General features: G+C 70.2%; 15 protein-coding genes and 2 tRNA genes. 5 read left to right on the top strand and 12 right to left on the bottom strand.

The window, feature by feature from the left end:
- Positions 1-8 precede the first annotated feature (8 nt).
- The 4 genes from ACZ62B_RS08005 to ACZ62B_RS07990 form a co-directional block, all read right to left on the bottom strand.
- Positions 9-1,145, bottom strand: coding sequence for a class E sortase (locus ACZ62B_RS08005; RefSeq protein ID WP_344563172.1), 1,137 nt, complete (start codon positions 1,143-1,145; stop codon positions 9-11).
- Positions 1,142-1,780, bottom strand: a complete 639-nt coding sequence (locus tag ACZ62B_RS08000) for an aminodeoxychorismate/anthranilate synthase component II (RefSeq protein ID WP_344563174.1) — start codon at positions 1,778-1,780, stop codon at positions 1,142-1,144. The genes ACZ62B_RS08005 and ACZ62B_RS08000 overlap by 4 nt, the downstream gene beginning before the upstream one ends.
- Positions 1,777-1,938, bottom strand: coding sequence for a hypothetical protein (locus ACZ62B_RS07995; RefSeq protein WP_185931086.1), 162 nt, complete (start codon positions 1,936-1,938; stop codon positions 1,777-1,779). Before ACZ62B_RS07995 ends, ACZ62B_RS08000 begins: the two co-directional genes overlap by 4 nt.
- 197 nt (positions 1,939-2,135) lie before the next feature.
- Entirely contained in the window at positions 2,136-2,915 is a 780-nt protein-coding gene (locus ACZ62B_RS07990) for a DUF881 domain-containing protein (RefSeq protein WP_468721020.1), read from the bottom strand.
- A gap of 141 nt (positions 2,916-3,056) precedes the next feature.
- Here ACZ62B_RS07990 and crgA point away from each other — a divergent pair, with 141 nt between their 5' ends.
- Entirely contained in the window at positions 3,057-3,311 is a 255-nt protein-coding gene (gene crgA, locus ACZ62B_RS07985) for a cell division protein CrgA (RefSeq protein WP_210922164.1), read from the top strand.
- Positions 3,312-3,590: 279 nt separating this feature from the next.
- Here crgA and ACZ62B_RS07980 read toward each other — a convergent pair whose 3' ends face one another.
- Both ACZ62B_RS07980 and ACZ62B_RS07975 read right to left on the bottom strand, forming a co-directional pair.
- Entirely contained in the window at positions 3,591-4,478 is an 888-nt protein-coding gene (locus tag ACZ62B_RS07980; RefSeq protein ID WP_468721023.1) for a rhomboid family intramembrane serine protease, read from the bottom strand.
- 104 nt (positions 4,479-4,582) lie between these two features.
- Complete coding sequence (locus ACZ62B_RS07975) at positions 4,583-5,119, bottom strand: peptidylprolyl isomerase (RefSeq protein ID WP_344563183.1); 537 nt, start codon at positions 5,117-5,119, stop codon at positions 4,583-4,585.
- A 338-nt stretch (positions 5,120-5,457) separates the two neighbouring features.
- Between ACZ62B_RS07975 and ACZ62B_RS07970 the strand changes: the two genes are divergently transcribed.
- Positions 5,458-6,162, top strand: a complete 705-nt coding sequence (locus ACZ62B_RS07970) for a DUF5324 family protein (RefSeq protein WP_344563185.1) — start codon at positions 5,458-5,460, stop codon at positions 6,160-6,162.
- A 297-nt stretch (positions 6,163-6,459) separates the two neighbouring features.
- On the opposite strand, the gene ACZ62B_RS07965 is transcribed toward ACZ62B_RS07970, so the two are convergent.
- Positions 6,460-6,532: transfer RNA gene (locus ACZ62B_RS07965), tRNA-Ala, on the bottom strand.
- Between the two features lie 182 nt (positions 6,533-6,714).
- On the opposite strand from ACZ62B_RS07965, the gene ACZ62B_RS07960 reads away from it, so the two are divergent.
- Positions 6,715-7,263 carry a helix-turn-helix domain-containing protein gene (locus ACZ62B_RS07960; protein ID WP_073933312.1) on the top strand — a complete coding sequence of 183 codons (549 nt, stop codon included), beginning with the start codon at positions 6,715-6,717 and terminating at the stop codon, positions 7,261-7,263.
- 88 nt (positions 7,264-7,351) lie between these two features.
- Positions 7,352-8,974 carry a serine/threonine-protein kinase gene (locus tag ACZ62B_RS07955; RefSeq protein WP_469689427.1) on the top strand — a complete coding sequence of 541 codons (1,623 nt, stop codon included), beginning with the start codon at positions 7,352-7,354 and terminating at the stop codon, positions 8,972-8,974.
- A 26-nt stretch (positions 8,975-9,000) separates the two neighbouring features.
- Here the strand turns inward: ACZ62B_RS07955 and ACZ62B_RS07950 are convergent, their stop codons facing one another.
- Positions 9,001-10,275: a hypothetical protein gene (locus ACZ62B_RS07950; RefSeq protein ID WP_469689613.1), complete on the bottom strand. Its 1,275-nt coding sequence runs from the start codon at positions 10,273-10,275 to the stop codon at positions 9,001-9,003.
- A 208-nt stretch (positions 10,276-10,483) separates the two neighbouring features.
- A complete protein-coding gene (locus ACZ62B_RS07945) occupies positions 10,484-10,612 on the bottom strand; it encodes a DLW-39 family protein (RefSeq protein ID WP_003999697.1) in 129 nt (42 codons plus the stop codon).
- A gap of 339 nt (positions 10,613-10,951) precedes the next feature.
- On the opposite strand from ACZ62B_RS07945, the gene ACZ62B_RS07940 reads away from it, so the two are divergent.
- The gene (locus ACZ62B_RS07940; protein WP_344563192.1) at positions 10,952-11,320 is read left to right on the top strand and encodes a DUF6344 domain-containing protein; all 369 of its coding nucleotides are present in this window, start codon (positions 10,952-10,954) and stop codon (positions 11,318-11,320) included.
- A 288-nt stretch (positions 11,321-11,608) separates the two neighbouring features.
- Here ACZ62B_RS07940 and ACZ62B_RS07935 read toward each other — a convergent pair.
- The 3 genes from ACZ62B_RS07935 to gyrA all read right to left on the bottom strand — a co-directional run bounded on the left by ACZ62B_RS07935 (position 11,609) and on the right by gyrA (position 15,163).
- Positions 11,609-11,685 (bottom strand) — tRNA-Ile (locus tag ACZ62B_RS07935).
- Between the two features lie 121 nt (positions 11,686-11,806).
- Positions 11,807-12,550, bottom strand: coding sequence for a DUF3566 domain-containing protein (locus ACZ62B_RS07930; RefSeq protein WP_344563194.1), 744 nt, complete (start codon positions 12,548-12,550; stop codon positions 11,807-11,809).
- Between the two features lie 18 nt (positions 12,551-12,568).
- Positions 12,569-15,163, bottom strand: coding sequence for a DNA gyrase subunit A (gene gyrA, locus ACZ62B_RS07925; protein ID WP_344563196.1), 2,595 nt, complete (start codon positions 15,161-15,163; stop codon positions 12,569-12,571).
- Between the last annotated feature and the right edge of the window lie 15 nt (positions 15,164-15,178).

Here is a 15,178-nt window from a genome sequence, read left to right as displayed (position 1 = left end):
CTCTGCCCTTAACTGACGAGCGCATCCGGCTTGCCCTTGCTGCGCGGCCGTTCCTCGACCATCTTGCCCCAGACGATCAAGCGGTACTTGCTGGTGAACTCCGGCGTGCACGTGGTCAGCGTGATGTAGCGGCCGGGCCCGGTGAAGCCCGAGCCCTTCGGCACCGGGTCGAGGACGCTCACATTGCTCGGCGACGTCACCGGCAGGATCGACGCCATCTTGTAGACGAAGTACTCGTCCTGCGTCTCCACCACGATCGGGTCGCCCGGCTCCAGCCGGTTGATGTACCGGAACGGTTCCCCGTGCGTGTTGCGGTGGCCCGCGAGCCCGAAGTTGCCGGTCTTCGCGTCCGGCATCGCCGTCTTCAGCGCGCCCTCCGCGTAGTGCCCCACCATGCCGCGGTCGAGCACCTTCTTGCTGCTGATGCCCTCCGCGATCGGCACCACCACGTCCAGTTTGGGGATGTGCAGCAGCGCGAAGCCCTGCCCCGGCTCGAACGCCCCCGGCTTGCGCTCGCCGCTGGCCCAGTCCTCCTGGAGGTCGCTGACCTCCTTGCCGGCCTGCGCGTGCGCCCGCACGTTCGTCCACCACAACTGGTAGGTGACGAACAGCAGCATGAGCACACCGCAGGTGATGAACACCTCGCCGACGGCCCGGCTCGCGACGACCGCCGGACTCGCCTTGCGCGCCCGCGCCTGCCGACGCGCCTCCACCCGCGACAGCGGAGCCCGTGACGCCCCCTCAGGCGCCTCTGGAGCCCCTTCCCGGCCCGCATCCGCGCCAGGGCCCTCCACGGCCTTGTGAGAGCCTCCACGGCGCCCGTGACGCTTCCTGGCGGCCTTCCTGCGGGCCGCACGCCCGCCCGGCGCCGCTAAGGGAGCCGACGCGGACTCCTCACGCGTCGCCCGAGCCGTCCGCTCCGGCGGCTCGGGGATCCGCAGCGCCACCGTCTCCTCGTCGACCGGCGGCAGATACGCGGTGCTCCCGGCAGCGCCGCCGTAGGAGTCGGACGCCGTGTCGCCGTACCAGCCGTCCCCGTACGCACCCGGCGCCCCGTACGGCTGCCCGCCGTACGAGGTGTCCTGTCCGCCGGCGCCGCCGTAGGCGTCGGCGCCGGACTCGCGCTCGGGGCGCAGCGCGGTCACGCCGTGGCCCTGCCCACCACCGGGGCGAGCCCCGCCGACCTCGCCACCGCACCCTCGTCGCCGCACTCCACCAGCCAGTTGGCCAGCATCCGGTGGCCGTGTTCGGTCAGCACCGACTCGGGATGGAACTGGACGCCCTCGACCAGGAGTTCACGGTGCCTGAGCCCCATCACCATGCCGTCCGGCGTCCTGGCCGTGACCTCCAGCTCCGCCGGCACCGTGGCCGGGTCGGCGGCCAGCGAGTGGTAGCGGGTCGCCGTGAACGGGGAGGGCAGGCCCGTGAAGACGCCCTTGCCCTCGTGCTCCACCGGCGACGTCTTGCCGTGCAGCAACTCGGGCGCACGGCCCACGACACCGCCGTACGCCACCTGCATCGACTGCATGCCGAGGCAGACGCCGAAGACCGGCACCCCGGTGGACGCGCAGTGCCGGACCATGTCCACGCAGACGCCGGCCTCCTCGGGGGTGCCGGGCCCCGGCGACAGCAGCACCCCGTCGAAACCGTCCTGGGCATGCGCCGTCGACACCTCGTCGTTGCGCAGGACCTCGCACTCGGCGCCCAGTTGGTAGAGGTACTGGACCAGGTTGAAGACGAAGCTGTCGTAGTTGTCGACGACGAGAATGCGCGCGCTCACTGGTTGTCCACCGTCACATCGTTGAAGGGCAGCAGCGGCTCGGCCCACGGGAAGACGTACTGGAAGAGGACGTAGACCACGGCGACGATCAGCACCAGTGAGATGAGTGCCCGCACCCATCCGTTGCCCGGCAGATGCCGCCAGATCCAGCTGTACATGCCGTCCCTTCCGTCGTACCACGGCACCAGACCCACGCCGTACGCCAACAGACTAACGGCGCGACCCCTCCGGTTTCCCGGCCTCCACAGGGTGTGTGAGGTCAGGGCCGGCCCGGCCGCGCGCACCCACGCATACGTGGTTCAGGGCCGCCCTTCTCGATGTCCGGGCATGTTTCACGTGAAACCGGGGCCGGCCGCTACTCCACGGGCTTCGCGTAGTGCAGGTCCACCGTGCCCGAGTAGCCGGGCAGCGTCACCGTCCCGTTGTCCTCGACCTCCCAGCCGAGCCCGTAGACGTTGACGTACACCATGTAGTTCTGGATCGCCGGCGAGGCGCTGAGCGCCTTCTTCAGCTTCTCGGGATCACCTACCGCCGTGATCTTGTACGGCGGTGAGTAGACGCGGCCCTGGAGGATCAGGGTGTTGCCCACACAGCGCACGGCGCTGGTGGAGATCAGCCGCTGGTCCATGACCTTGATGCCCTCGGCGCCGCCCTGCCACATCGCGTTCACCACGGCCTGGAGGTCCTGCTGGTGGATGACCAGGTAGTCGGGCTGCGGCTCGGGGTAGCCGGGGAGCTTGGCGGTGGCGTCCGGCGGCGCGTCGTCGAGGGTGACCGTGATCGCCTCGCCCTTGAGCTTCTGCGTGCCGGCGCGCTTCTCCAGGGCGGCGAGCTTGTCGTCCTCCGCCTTGGTGCTGCCGTCGTCGCGCTCGGCGAGGGTCTCCACGTCGTCGCGCAACGCTCCGTTGGACTCCTCCAGCTCGCCGTTCTTGCGGCTGCGCTCGTGGATCAGGTCGGAGAGCCTCAGCAGCGAGGCGTCCGTGCGGATGTTGGTGCCCTTGGCCGTGTCGAAGCTGGTGAAGAAGATGAGTCCCGCCAGAGCGAAGACGCCCGCGGTGAGGATCCGCACGGGCCGGAGACGGCGTCGGCGGGCAGGACTGGATTCCTTGCCGGGGAAGTCGGCAGAATTGCTCAACGTACCCTTATCTCCTTCGGCGCCGTGGAAGCACTACGCTAACGGACGCCCGGGGGAGTGCTCGGAGTCCCCTTGTACGCTGCCCCGAGCCCGACCCAGTTCCCTGCGCGGCCACGCAGCGCATCGACAGGAGAGACCCTCGTGCCGAAGTCACGTATCCGCAAGAAGGCCGACTACACGCCGCCGCCGGCGAAGCAGACGACCGCGATCAAGCTGACCAACCGTGCCTGGGTCGCGCCGGTGATGCTGGCCATGTTCCTCATCGGCCTGGCCTGGATCGTCGTCTTCTACGTCACCGACGGTTCGCTGCCCATCGACGCCCTGGGCAACTGGAACATCGTGGTGGGCTTCGGGTTCATCGCCGCCGGGTTCGGCGTCTCCACCCAGTGGAAGTGACGCCCGCCGTACAGTGAGCGCTCCTCTGCCCAGGGCTGTCCATCAGCTCTGGGCAGGGTTGTCCTCTGAGTTATCCACAGCCCTTGTCCACATGTGGATAGCAGACCCGATCTGTGGATAACTTTCAGGGCATTGACGCCGGTGTGACAGAAATACCAGTAACCGAAAATCTGTTCGCACCTCGCCTGAGCTGCGGAAACACCGATCGAACGCCTGGCCCTCGACCCTTCCCACACCCTGTGCACAAGATCCAACACCGACTGTGGACAAACCCGGTGCTCAGGTAAGCTGCGCCGTCCTCAGCAGGGTCATCAGGACGACCACGGCCAGCACCAGCGCACACGTGCCGTACTGCACCAGCGCCCGCCGCTCGCGCGGGGCGTGCACCATGGCGTACCCGATCACGACACCGGCGACGAGCCCTCCGACATGGGCCTGCCAGGCGATGTTGCCCCAGCCGAACGTGATGATCACATTGATCACCAGCAGGGCGATGACCGGCCGCATGTCGTAGTTGAGCCGGCGCATCAGTACGGCGGTCGCGCCGAACAGCCCGAAGATCGCGCCGGACGCGCCGAGCGAGGCCGTGGTCCCCGCGGCCAGCAGATACGTCAGCGCGCTGCCCGCCAGGCCCGAGATCAGATAGAGCGCCAGATAGCGGGCGCGGCCGAGGGCCTGCTCCAGCGGTCCGCCGAGCCACCACAGACCGAGCATGTTGAAGCCGATGTGCCAGATCTCCTCGTGCGTGAACATCGAGGTGAACAGGCGGTACCACTCGCCCTCGGCCACCCCTTCGGTGGGAAGGAACGGCGCCGGCGGCCAGACGCCGACCAGCACGAGGTGGTCCAGCAGGGACGACCGGACCTGTACGGCGATGAACACCGCGAGGTTGATCCCGAGGAGGATCTTGGTCAGCAGCCGGGGGTCGGCGGCGACGGCTCCACCGGCGAGCGTGCGGGGCATGGAGGCCGTCGGCGCGTGCCCCGTGCCGGAACCGCTGCGGACACACTCCGGGCACTGGAACCCCACCGAGGCGTCGACCATGCACTCGGGGCAGATCGGCCGCTCGCACCGGGTGCAGCGGATGCCGGTCTCGCGGTCCGGGTGGCGATAGCAGACGGGGACGCTCTGGGCGTCCTGCGGACTGCCGGCTGCCTGGTCGTCCATGGGATCCCCTAGGTCGTGTGGAAAAGCCCCGCCCCGCCCATCCTTACGGATGAGCGGGGCGATTGGTTCCCTTCGAGGGCTTTCGCGCTCCGGGGGACGAGGTGTCAGCCCTTGCTGACCTCGCCGATCACGACCGACTCGATCACGACGTCGTTCACCGGACGGTCGGTGCGCGGGTTGGTCTGCGCGGCCGCGATGGCGTCGACGACCTTCTGGCTGGCGGCGTCGGCGACCTCGCCGAAGATGGTGTGCTTGCGGTTCAGCCAGGCCGTCGGGGCGACGGTGATGAAGAACTGCGAGCCGTTGGTGCCCGGGCCGGCGTTGGCCATCGCCAGCAGGTAGGGCTTGTCGAAGCGCAGGTCCGGGTGGAACTCGTCCTCGAACTGGTAGCCGGGACCACCGGTGCCGTTGCCCAGCGGGTCCCCGCCCTGGATCATGAAGCCGCTGATCACCCGGTGGAAGACCGTACCGTCATAGAGCTTGTCCGTGGACTTCACACCGGTCGCCGGGTGGGTCCACTCCCGCTCGCCCTTGGCGAGCTCGACGAAGTTCTTGACCGTGATCGGCGCCTGGTTCGGGAAGAGCCGGACCTGGATGTCGCCCTGGTTGGTCTTCAGGGTGGCGTTGAGCTGCTCAGCCACGATGTGCCTTCCGTTGTCTTTCCGTGACTCCCTGATCCTCGCACGGACGGGGCACGCAGTCGCCCGACGCCCGTTCACCGGTGGGGGACCGGGCCGTTCCGCTTGCGCGGAACCGGGTGAGCGGTCCCGCGCCGGGGGCGCATGGCGGCGATCCGTGGCATTGTCGACGGCAAGCTCCCATTGCCCGGATTCATCCGCTATCACAGTCGACATCACCGTCGATCAAGTCCATCGGCACCCGGATGCCCGCCCGCGCATGCCGCGCGGTGACCCGGCAGGCATGATCCGTAAAAGGGTGGAAAGTCGAAATACCGTACGCCACCGAGGAGGAGGAACCCGTGACCCGCATCGACAGCGTGCGCGCCGCGACCGGTTCGGCGAAGGACAGCGTGCTGCACGCCGCGGAAGTGGTGGCGCCCTACGCCGACACGGCCAAGGTCAGGGCCGCGCACTACGCGCAGGAGGCCCGCGTACGGCTCGCGCCCATGGTGACGCAGGCCGCAGGCCAGGCCCGCGTCCAGTACGGCGCCCATGTGCAGCCGTATCTGGAGCAGGCCCGGACGCATGTGCCGCCGAAGGTCGACCTGGCCGCCCACCAGGCCGCCGACCGCACCCGCAAGGTCGCCCGGCAGGCGGCGGACTACTCCCGTCCGAGGATCGAGCAGGCGGTGGCCGCCGCCGGTCCCGTGACGGAAGAGGCCGCGGCCCGTGGCGCGGCCGCGCTGATCGCGCTGCGCGGCCAGGTTCCGGCGCGGCAGATCCAGAAGCTGGTCCGCAAGCAGCGGCGGCGGGCGAAGGCCGGCCGTGCCGCGAGGGTGGTCCTGATCCTGGGCGCCGTGGCGGGTGGTGCCTTCGCCGCCTGGAAGTGGTGGGACAAGCAGGCCAACCCGGACTGGCTGGTGGAGCCGCCGGCCGCGACGGATGTGTCGTCGGGGTCGGCCAAGCTGACATCGGTGGACGGCAGCAGCGGGGCCACGCTCGACCCGGAGGTCGAGGCCAAGGAGGCCGAGGAGGAGGCCGCCCGGCGCGACGACCAGACCTGACGCGCGGCGGCGTCAACGGCGCGGTGGGGCAGGAGACTTGGATGGCTCCTGCCCCACCCCCACCCTTTTCCCGGAACAAAGAGAACCCCCCCCCCGGCCTTTCTCATTGGGGGGGGGGTGGGGGTGAGGGGGGGGGGGGGGGGGGGTGCGGGGGGGGGGGGGGGGGGGGGGGGGGTGGGGGGGGGGGGGGGGGGGGGGGGGGGGGGGGGGGGGGGTTCCTCCCCCCCCACCGCGCCGTTTCACGTGAAACAAGGGACCCCTCCCACCGCGTTTCCGCAGGTGGGAGGGGTCCGAGTGTGGAGCCTAGGGGAGTCGAACCCCTGACATCTGCCATGCAAAGACAGCGCTCTACCAACTGAGCTAAGGCCCCGGAGGAAAGCGTCCACCTGCGAGAACCGCATCCCGGTGGGCGCCTGGCACCAGAGTACCGGGTCCCCCCGGGGATTCCGCAAAAAGATTGGGGGTCCCCGTGACCAACCACTCTCCGTAAGATGCTCGGACGTGGTTCGCTACAGCGAACCACGGTTCTTGGGGAAGCGATGGGGAGACGCAATGGACGCCGCACAGCAGGAAGCCACCGCAAGAGCGCGGGAACTGCAGCGGAACTGGTACGGGGAGCCGCTGGGGGCGCTCTTCCGTAGGCTCATAGACGACCTGGGCCTCAACCAGGCTCGTCTCGCGGGGGTTCTGGGACTGTCCGCACCGATGCTGTCGCAGCTGATGAGCGGCCAGCGGGCGAAGATCGGGAATCCCGCCGTGGTGCAGCGGGTGCAACTGCTGCAGGACCTGGCGGGGCAGGTCGCCGACGGCAGTGTGAGCGCGGCCGAGGCGACCGAGCGCATGGACGAGATCAAGAGGTCACAGGGGGGCTCGGTGCTCAGCAACACCACGCAGACGACCAGCAGTTCGGGGGCTCCCACGGTCAAGCGGGTGGTCCGTGAGATCCAGTCCCTGCTGCGTTCGGTGGCCGCCGCCGGCGACATCATCGAGGCCGCCGACACCCTCGCCCCCACGCACCCCGAGCTGGCAGAGTTCCTCCGGGTCTACGGCGCGGGCCGCACCTCCGACGCGGTCACGCACTACCAGTCCCACCAGAACTGACTCCCCGCCCGGCGGCCGAAGGGGGGGTCCGGCCGCCGGGGACGCGCGGAAGACGGGGGACACCGCAGGGGAAGGGCGACGCACAGCGATGGGTGAGGTCTTCGCCGGCCGGTACGAACTGGTCGATCCGATCGGGCGCGGGGGTGTCGGCGCCGTCTGGCGCGCCTGGGACCACCGCCGCCGCCGTTATGTGGCCGCCAAGGTCCTGCTGCAGAGCGACGCCCACTCCCTGCTCCGTTTCGTGCGCGAGCAGGCGCTGCGGATCGATCACCCCCATGTCCTGGCGCCCACGAGCTGGGCCGCCGACGACGACAAGGTCCTGTTCACCATGGACCTGGTCGCCGGCGGTTCGCTGGTCCACCTGGTCGGCGACTACGGTCCGCTGCCGCCGGCCTTCGTCTGCACCCTGCTCGACCAGTTACTGGCGGGGCTCGCCGCGGTGCACGCGGAGGACGTCGTGCACCGTGACATCAAGCCCGCCAACGTTCTCCTGGAGGCCACCGGCACGGGCAGGCCGCGGCTGCGGCTGTCGGACTTCGGCATCGCGATGCGGCTGGGCGAGCCCCGGCTGACCGAGACCAACCTGGTGGTGGGCACGCCGGGTTATCTCGCGCCGGAGCAGCTGATGGGCTCCGAGCCGGACTTCCCCGCCGACCTGTTCGCCGTGGGCCTGGTGGCGCTGTATCTGCTGGAGGGCGCCAAGCCGGACGCCAAGGCCCTCATCCAGTACTTCGCCGACCACGGCACGCCCGGCGCGCCCCAGGGCATCCCCGAGCCGCTGTGGCAGGTCGTGGCCTCACTGCTCCAGCCGGATCCGCAGGCGCGGTTCCGTACGGCCACGGGGGCGCGGAAGGCGCTCGCGGCCGCCGCGGAGCTCCTTCCGGAGCCCGGCCCCGACGACGAACTGATCGAGATCTTCGACCAACTGGGTCCCCTGCCCCCGGGGTTCACCGCGGGCGGTCCGCTGAAGCGGGCTTCGGGCGTGGTGCGTACGGCTCCGGAGGAGGAGGGGGACTCGTCGCCCGGCTCCGGATCCGGCCGGGACACGGAGGGTGCGGACGCCTCCGGCGGCACGGCCGGCCCCGGGTCCGTCCGGCCGGCCACGGCGGCGGATGCCGGCACAAACGTCGGAACCGGCTCAGGGGAGCTCAGGGCGGGCCCGGACGGATCAGGGATGCTCAGGGCGGGCCCGAACAGGTCAGGGATGCTCGGTGCGGGCCGGGATGGGACAGGGGCGCCCGGTGCGGGCCCGGGCGGGGGCGTCGTACCCGCCGATCCACGTCTGGGCGCCGCGTCCGGCGCCTTCCCGCAGCCGCACGGCATGTCGGACACCGGGAGCTTCCCCCTGCCACCGCCCCGGGCCACGGTCACCTCCTCCCCCGCGCCCGCTCCGCCGCCCCCCGAGCAGGCCCCCCGGTGGCCGGTACAGCACCGGTCGGCCGCCGTGTCCCCCCACGACCCCACCCATCAGCTCCGCTCCCCCCTGCCACGGCCGGCCGCGCGTCCCGACGCCTCCACCGCGGAGTACACCGCCCAGGCATCGCAGGCCCCGCCTGGGGGCGAGGCACCGTCACGGCGCGGGTCCACCGCTCCTCGGACCCACCGCCGGCGCAGCCGCCGCCCCGGCCCTCCGGCGCAGGTGGTCGTTCCCCTGCTGCTCCTGGCCCTGGCCTGCTACGCCGTGGGGTTCTGGGCCCTCACGCGCCTCTGACCGCCGCTGTCCGGGCCGTCCACGGCCTACGGCACGGCCCGCCGCCGGGCCGCCAGCGTCCACACACCGAGCCCCGCCAGCAGTGCGGTGCCCGTACCGATGCCGCCCACCGCGAGCGCCCGGAAGGCGGCGTCGTCGCCCGCGTCCTCGCCCTCGGCCGCTGCCTCCCGGTCCTCCCCCGTGACCGTGAAGACGTCCGGCGGCACGGACTCCCCCGCGTATCCGGGCCCGTCCTGTGCCGCACCGCTCAGCCGCACCCGCAGCGTCAGCGGGACGGGCCCGTCGCCGAAGTCGTCCGCCACCGCGGCCGAGAGGTGCGCGACGAGGTAGTAGGAGCCGGCGAACCGCATCGCCCCGGCCTGGCGGCCGGCGGCGTGCCGGTTGACGTACGCGACCGGCGGGAGGGGCGCGAGGCTCTCCGCCTTTCGGCCGCCGTCGTAGCCGACGCCCACGTCCACGACGTGACCGCGTACGGGGCTGTAGAGGTCCAGGTCCAGCGCGGCGGCGGTGTAGCCTCTGACGCCCTTGCTCGAACCGCCCAGTTCGGCGGTGGCGTGGAGCTGCTGGCCCCAGTCGACGGGGACCTTGTAGAAGAGTGTCTGGCCGGGGCGGATGTCGTCCCGCCAGACTCCCTGGCCGACGGGGGTGGCCCGGGAGAAGCCCGCGCCTCCGGAGCGCCGTTCGGGCTTCCCGGTGAGGGGCTGGGGCGGGGCGGAGTTCCATTCCTTCGGCGCGCTCGTCGCACCGGCCCGCTCCAGAGGGGGCTCCGCCACCGCGGTGAGCTCCATCTCCCAGGGGCCGGGGGAGGAGCCCTCCCCGTCCGGGTCGACGCGTTCGACGCTCAGGTAGTACGTACCGGCTTCCTGGCAGAGCGATCTCCTGGGGGAGATCTCCCGCATGGCCCACGCGGCGACCGGGTGCCGGCTGCCGGCGGTGCCGAAGCTCGCCGTGTCCACGTCGCAGGAGCGGCCCTCGCCGTCCTGCACGGACACCTTGACCCCGTCGATGACGGAGGCGGTGCGGCCGGCCGGGGGTGCGGCGGTGGCGGAGACGTAGGTGTTCGTGGTGGCGTCGAGTTCGAGACGGTAGTAGACAGGCCCGCTCGCCGGGAGGGTGCTCCGGTAGGTGCGGCCGGGCTCCAGTCGTTCCACGGCGTCCGCGGTGCTCACGGCGCCGTCGATCCTCCGCGCGTCCCCGGCGAAGGCGTAGGCCCCGACGTCTTCGGCGGCCTCGTCCGCGACGGCCACCCGCCCCGGCAGCACACCGGCCAGCCCCAGCACCGTCACGGACACGAGCGTCACCACGCCCGCACGTCCGCCGGCCGGAGGCCCGCCGTGCCCGGCCCGGGCCCTACCCCGCCGTCCCCTCACGCGCCACCCCTCGTCGTCGCCCGGACGTCGCACCGCGCCCATCCTGCCCCGCGGACGAGGCCCTCCGACAAGTCCCCGGTACACACGAAACCCCGACCGCGTGGGCGGCCGGGGTCTGTTCAGCGTCGGATATCGGTACTCACGAACCCGTGGGCACGGAGTCAGTCGCCTCCGTCCACAGATCCTGCTCGGCGCGATCCGCCTGGATCTGGCGGTACACGAGGAGCCCGCCGATGGCGGCCAGTGCGACCAGGAGAAGCTTCTTCACCGCGCGACCTCGTCTTTCCTTGACGTAGGGGACCTCTGGCGCCCGACTATACACACCGGTCGATACCGATCGGTGACCTGCGTCGACCCCGCCAACTGCCCTCCGGCACGGCGCAGTAGAAGCGGAGTACGGCGATCCGGCCGGAGGATGACCACATCCGCACGGACGGTCACTTTGGCGGCTTCTACGCCGGTTCTGCATCTTTTCTCCGCTTATGCACCCATCCGTGTGGTGTTCATCTGAACATCCACGCGCCACGGGCGTCGGTCCACCACTTCGCGGGCCCCATACACATCATGAGGAAAGTACGCAAATCGCCCAACCCGAAAGTGAGGGGCCATGGCCCGGAACAAGGTCATGAAGCTGTGGAACGCCATCGTCACCGCCTTCCTCGCGCTGTGCACGGCGCTCGGACTCATCACCACGACCGCTTCCGCGGCCGTACCGCAGACCGACAAGACGCGCAACAGCGGCAGCACCCCGAACGTGTCGGCGCCGACGACGACCCCGCGGTCCTGGCCACTGTCCAGGGCCCTGCCCCCCACGATGAAACAGCGCATCCACGCCGAGGCCCACGGCAAGTCTCCCAGTTGCCGGCACCGTCCGTCCTCGGACACGACGGCGGAGTCCGGCTCCGCGGACTGCTCCGACGACACGGCGTCCACCCGCACGGAACCCGTCACCGGCCGCATCCCCCTCCAGCGCTGATCACAGGGCCTCCACCGCCCCCTCCTCGCGCCGTCGCCGCTTCCCGGAGTCCTGGCGAACTCGCGTACAGCACCACGGCCCGAGCCGACACCAGAAGACCCCGGTCGACATCCGACCGGGGTCTTCTTCGCTGTCCACGGCAGGGGACGGATATCAGCCACTGCGATCGCTTCGAGGGCGCCACCCGGGGCACACCCCTCCGGCCCGGGCCCCTGGGCACCGCCCACCGGCTGATGCGCCCCGTGAACGAGAAGACCCCCAACCGTGATCGGTTGGGGGTCTTCTCGATGGTGGGGCTAACAGGATTTGAACCTGTGGCCTCATCCTTATCAGGGATGCGCTCTAACCAACTGAGCTATAGCCCCGCCGCGCTCTGCGGTGTGTGTCCCGCGCGCTGACTCCTGAAGATTAGCGCACGACCGGGGCAGTCCCAAAATCGGTTGTCGCGCGGCCCTCAAAACGGGCGGGGAGACCGCTGTGAGCAGCTCACTCGTCCTCGGCCAGCGTCAGCTCGACACCGCCCACGAAACCCGCGGATAGGTTGTAGATGAACGCGCCGAGCGTCGCCAGCGCCGTCGCCAGGACGACGTCGATGACCGCGATGACCGTCGTGAACATCAGGACGTTGGGCAGCGACAGGAACGACTGGAGGTCGAAACCGTTCGACTCGTTGGAGCCGGTCGCCTCGGAGATCGTGCTGCCGACCGTCGAGAACACGCCCATGGCGTCCATGACCATCCACAGCACCGCGGACGCGACGATCGTGCAGATGCCGAGCGCGATGGAGAGCAGGAAGCTGACCTTCATCACCGACCACGGGTCGGCCTTCGACACCCGCAGACGTGCCTTGCGCACGCGCGGGGTGGTGCGCGCCCCCGTGCGGGGACGTCGTACCGCGCCGGTCTGGCCGGCCGCCGTACCGGCCTGCGCCGGGTAGGCCTGCGGCGGGTGGTACGGGCCCGCCTGCTGCTGCGACTGCCGTTCCCCCGGCAGTGGTGAGGCCGTCTGAGCGGCGCCCTGGCCGGGCGCGGCCTGCTGCGGGCCTCGGGTGTCCGTCACGGTTCCCCCCTGGGATCCCTGCCTGTCGGACGAGGAGGCGTCCTTGGCGTGCGGCTTGATCGCTTTGAGATTGGTCGTGTGCGGATCCGCCGCCCGCGCGGCGGAGCCACGGCCGCCGCCGTCCGTTCCCCTGCTGGTACCGGCCGGTCCGGCGCCCGTGGCTCCACTCACGCTGACTCACTCCTCGTGCTACTCGGCCGAGGGCGCCTCACCCTCGTCCGTCCTGGTGGTCGCGTCCCCGTCGGTGGTCTCGTCCACGGCCACGTCGCCGTCGACTTCCTCCGCCTCGCGTCCGGCCTCGGCGTTACGGGCGATGCCGACCACGGCATCGCGCTTGCCCAGATTGATCAGTTGGACGCCCATGGTGTCACGGCCGGTTTCCCTGATCTCGTTGACTCGCGTACGAATCACACCACCCGACAGCGTGATGGCGAGGATCTCGTCGGTCTCCTCGACCACCAGCGCGCCGACGAGGGTGCCGCGGTCCTCGACGATCTTGGCGGCCTTGATGCCGAGGCCGCCGCGACCCTGGACGCGGTACTCGTCGACGGCGGTCCGCTTCGCGTACCCGCCGTCCGTGGCAGTGAACACGAACGTACCGGGTCGAACAACATTCATCGAGAGCAGCTCGTCCCCCTCGCGGAAACTCATGCCCTTGACGCCCGAGGTCGCGCGGCCCATGGGACGGAGCGTGTCGTCCGTCGCCGTGAACCTGATCGACTGCGCCTTCTTGCTGATCAGCAGCAGATCGTCGTCGGCCGAGACGAGTTCGGCACCGATCAGTTCGTCGTCGGAACCGTCCTCCTGCTCCCGCAGGTTGATCGCGATCACACCGCCCGAACGCGGGGAGTCGTAGTCCTTCAGCGGTGTCTTCTTCACCAGGCCCGCCTTGGTGGCCAGGACCAGGTAGGGCACCGCCTCGTAGTCGCGGATCGCGCGGATCTGGGCGATCGTCTCGTCCGGCTGGAAGGCCAGCAGGTTCGCCACGTGCTGCCCGCGCGCGTCCCGGCCGGCGTCGGGCAGCTCGTAGGCCTTCACCCGGTAGACCCGGCCCTTGTTGGTGAAGAACAGCAGCCAGTGGTGGGTGGTGGACACGAAGAAGTGGTTGACGATGTCGTCTTCCTTGAGCTTCGTGCCGCGTACGCCCTTGCCGCCGCGCTTCTGGGCCCGGTAGTCGTCGGTCTTGGTGCGCTTGATGTAGCCGCCGCGCGTGACCGTGACGACGATGTCCTCCTCGGCGATCAGGTCCTCGATGGACATGTCGCCCTCGTAGGGGATCAGCTTCGTCTTGCGGTCGTCGCCGTACTTCTCGACGAGCGCGGCCAGCTCCTGGCTGACGATGCCGCGCTGGCGGACCGGGGAGGCGAGGATCTCGTTGTACTCGTTGATCTTCGCCTGGAGTTCGTCGTGCTCCTGGACGATCTTCTGGCGCTCCAGGGCGGCCAGCCGGCGCAGCTGCATCTCCAGGATGGCGTTGGCCTGGATGTCGTCGATCTCCAGGAGGTCCATCAGACCCCCGCGAGCGATCTCCACGGTGTCACTGCGCCGGATCAGCGCGATGACCTCGTCGATGGCGTCCAGGGCCTTCAGCAGGCCGCGCAGGATGTGCGCCCGCTCCTCGGCCTTGCGCAGCCGGAAGCGCGTACGGCGGACGATGACCTCGATCTGGTGGTTCACCCAGTGCCGGATGAACGCGTCCAGGGAGAGCGTGCGCGGCACGCCGTCGACCAGGGCCAGCATGTTGGCGCCGAAGTTGGTCTGCAGGTCGGTGTGCTTGTAGAGGTTGTTCAGGACGACCTTGGCGACCGCGTCCCGCTTCAGCACGATGACCAGGCGCTGGCCGGTCCGGGACGACGTCTCGTCGCGGACGTCCGCGATGCCGCCGATCTTGCCGTCCTTCACCAGGTCGGCGATCTTCTGCGCGAGGTTGTCGGGGTTGGTCTGGTAGGGCAGCTCCGTGACCACCAGGCACTGGCGGTTCTGGATCTCCTCGACCTCGACCACCGCGCGCATGGTGATCGAACCGCGGCCCGTGCGGTACGCCTCCTCGATGCCCTTGCGGCCGACCACGAGGGCGCCGGTCGGGAAGTCGGGGCCCTTGATGCGCTCGATGAGCGCGTCCAGCAGCTCCTCGTGCGAGGACTCGAAGTTCTCCAGGTACCACTGGGCGCCGGCCGCGACCTCGCGCAGGTTGTGCGGCGGGATGTTGGTCGCCATGCCGACCGCGATACCGGCCGAGCCGTTGATCAGCAGGTTCGGGAAGCGGGCCGGCAGGACGGTCGGCTCCTGGGAGCGGCCGTCGTAGTTGTCCGTGAAGTCGACGGTCTCCTCGTCGATGTCGCGGACCATCTCCATCGCCAGCGGCGCCATCTTCGACTCGGTGTACCGCATGGCCGCCGCCGGGTCGTTGCCCGGAGAGCCGAAGTTGCCGTTGGAGTCGACGAGCGGCATCCGCATCGACCAGGGCTGGGCGAGGCGCACCAGGGCGTCGTAGATGGAGGTGTCGCCGTGCGGGTGGTAGTTGCCCATGACGTCGCCGACGACGCGGGCGCACTTGTAGAAGCCGCGCTCGGGGCGGTAGCCGCCGTCGTACATGGCGTACAGCACGCGGCGGTGCACGGGCTTGAGGCCGTCACGGACGTCCGGCAGCGCACGCGAGACGATGACGGACATCGCGTAGTCGAGGTAGGAGCGCTGCATCTCCGTCTCGAGCCCGACGGGCTCGACCCGCATGGCCAGGGCGTCACCCTCGGGCGTCGTCACAGGAGTGTTCTCGTCGGTCATTGCTGGTGAAGGTCC

This window comes from Streptomyces sp. NPDC053426 (genome assembly GCF_055585405.1).
The sequence above is the reverse complement of the archived record's forward strand: the minus strand, read 5'-3'. Positions and strand labels throughout refer to the sequence as shown.

Excerpts from the sequence above, each read along its gene's own strand:
- ACZ62B_RS07995 (WP_185931086.1), bottom strand. The coding sequence starts at position 1,938 with ATGTACAGCTGGATCTGGCGGCATCTGCCGGGCAACGGATGGGTGCGG.
- ACZ62B_RS07980 (WP_468721023.1), bottom strand. The coding sequence starts at position 4,478 with ATGGACGACCAGGCAGCCGGCAGTCCGCAGGACGCCCAGAGCGTCCCC.
- ACZ62B_RS07960 (WP_073933312.1), top strand. The coding sequence starts at position 6,715 with ATGGACGCCGCACAGCAGGAAGCCACCGCAAGAGCGCGGGAACTGCAG.
- ACZ62B_RS07955 (WP_469689427.1), top strand. The coding sequence starts at position 7,352 with ATGGGTGAGGTCTTCGCCGGCCGGTACGAACTGGTCGATCCGATCGGG.
- ACZ62B_RS07940 (WP_344563192.1), top strand. The coding sequence starts at position 10,952 with ATGGCCCGGAACAAGGTCATGAAGCTGTGGAACGCCATCGTCACCGCC.
- gyrA (WP_344563196.1), bottom strand. The coding sequence starts at position 15,163 with ATGACCGACGAGAACACTCCTGTGACGACGCCCGAGGGTGACGCCCTG.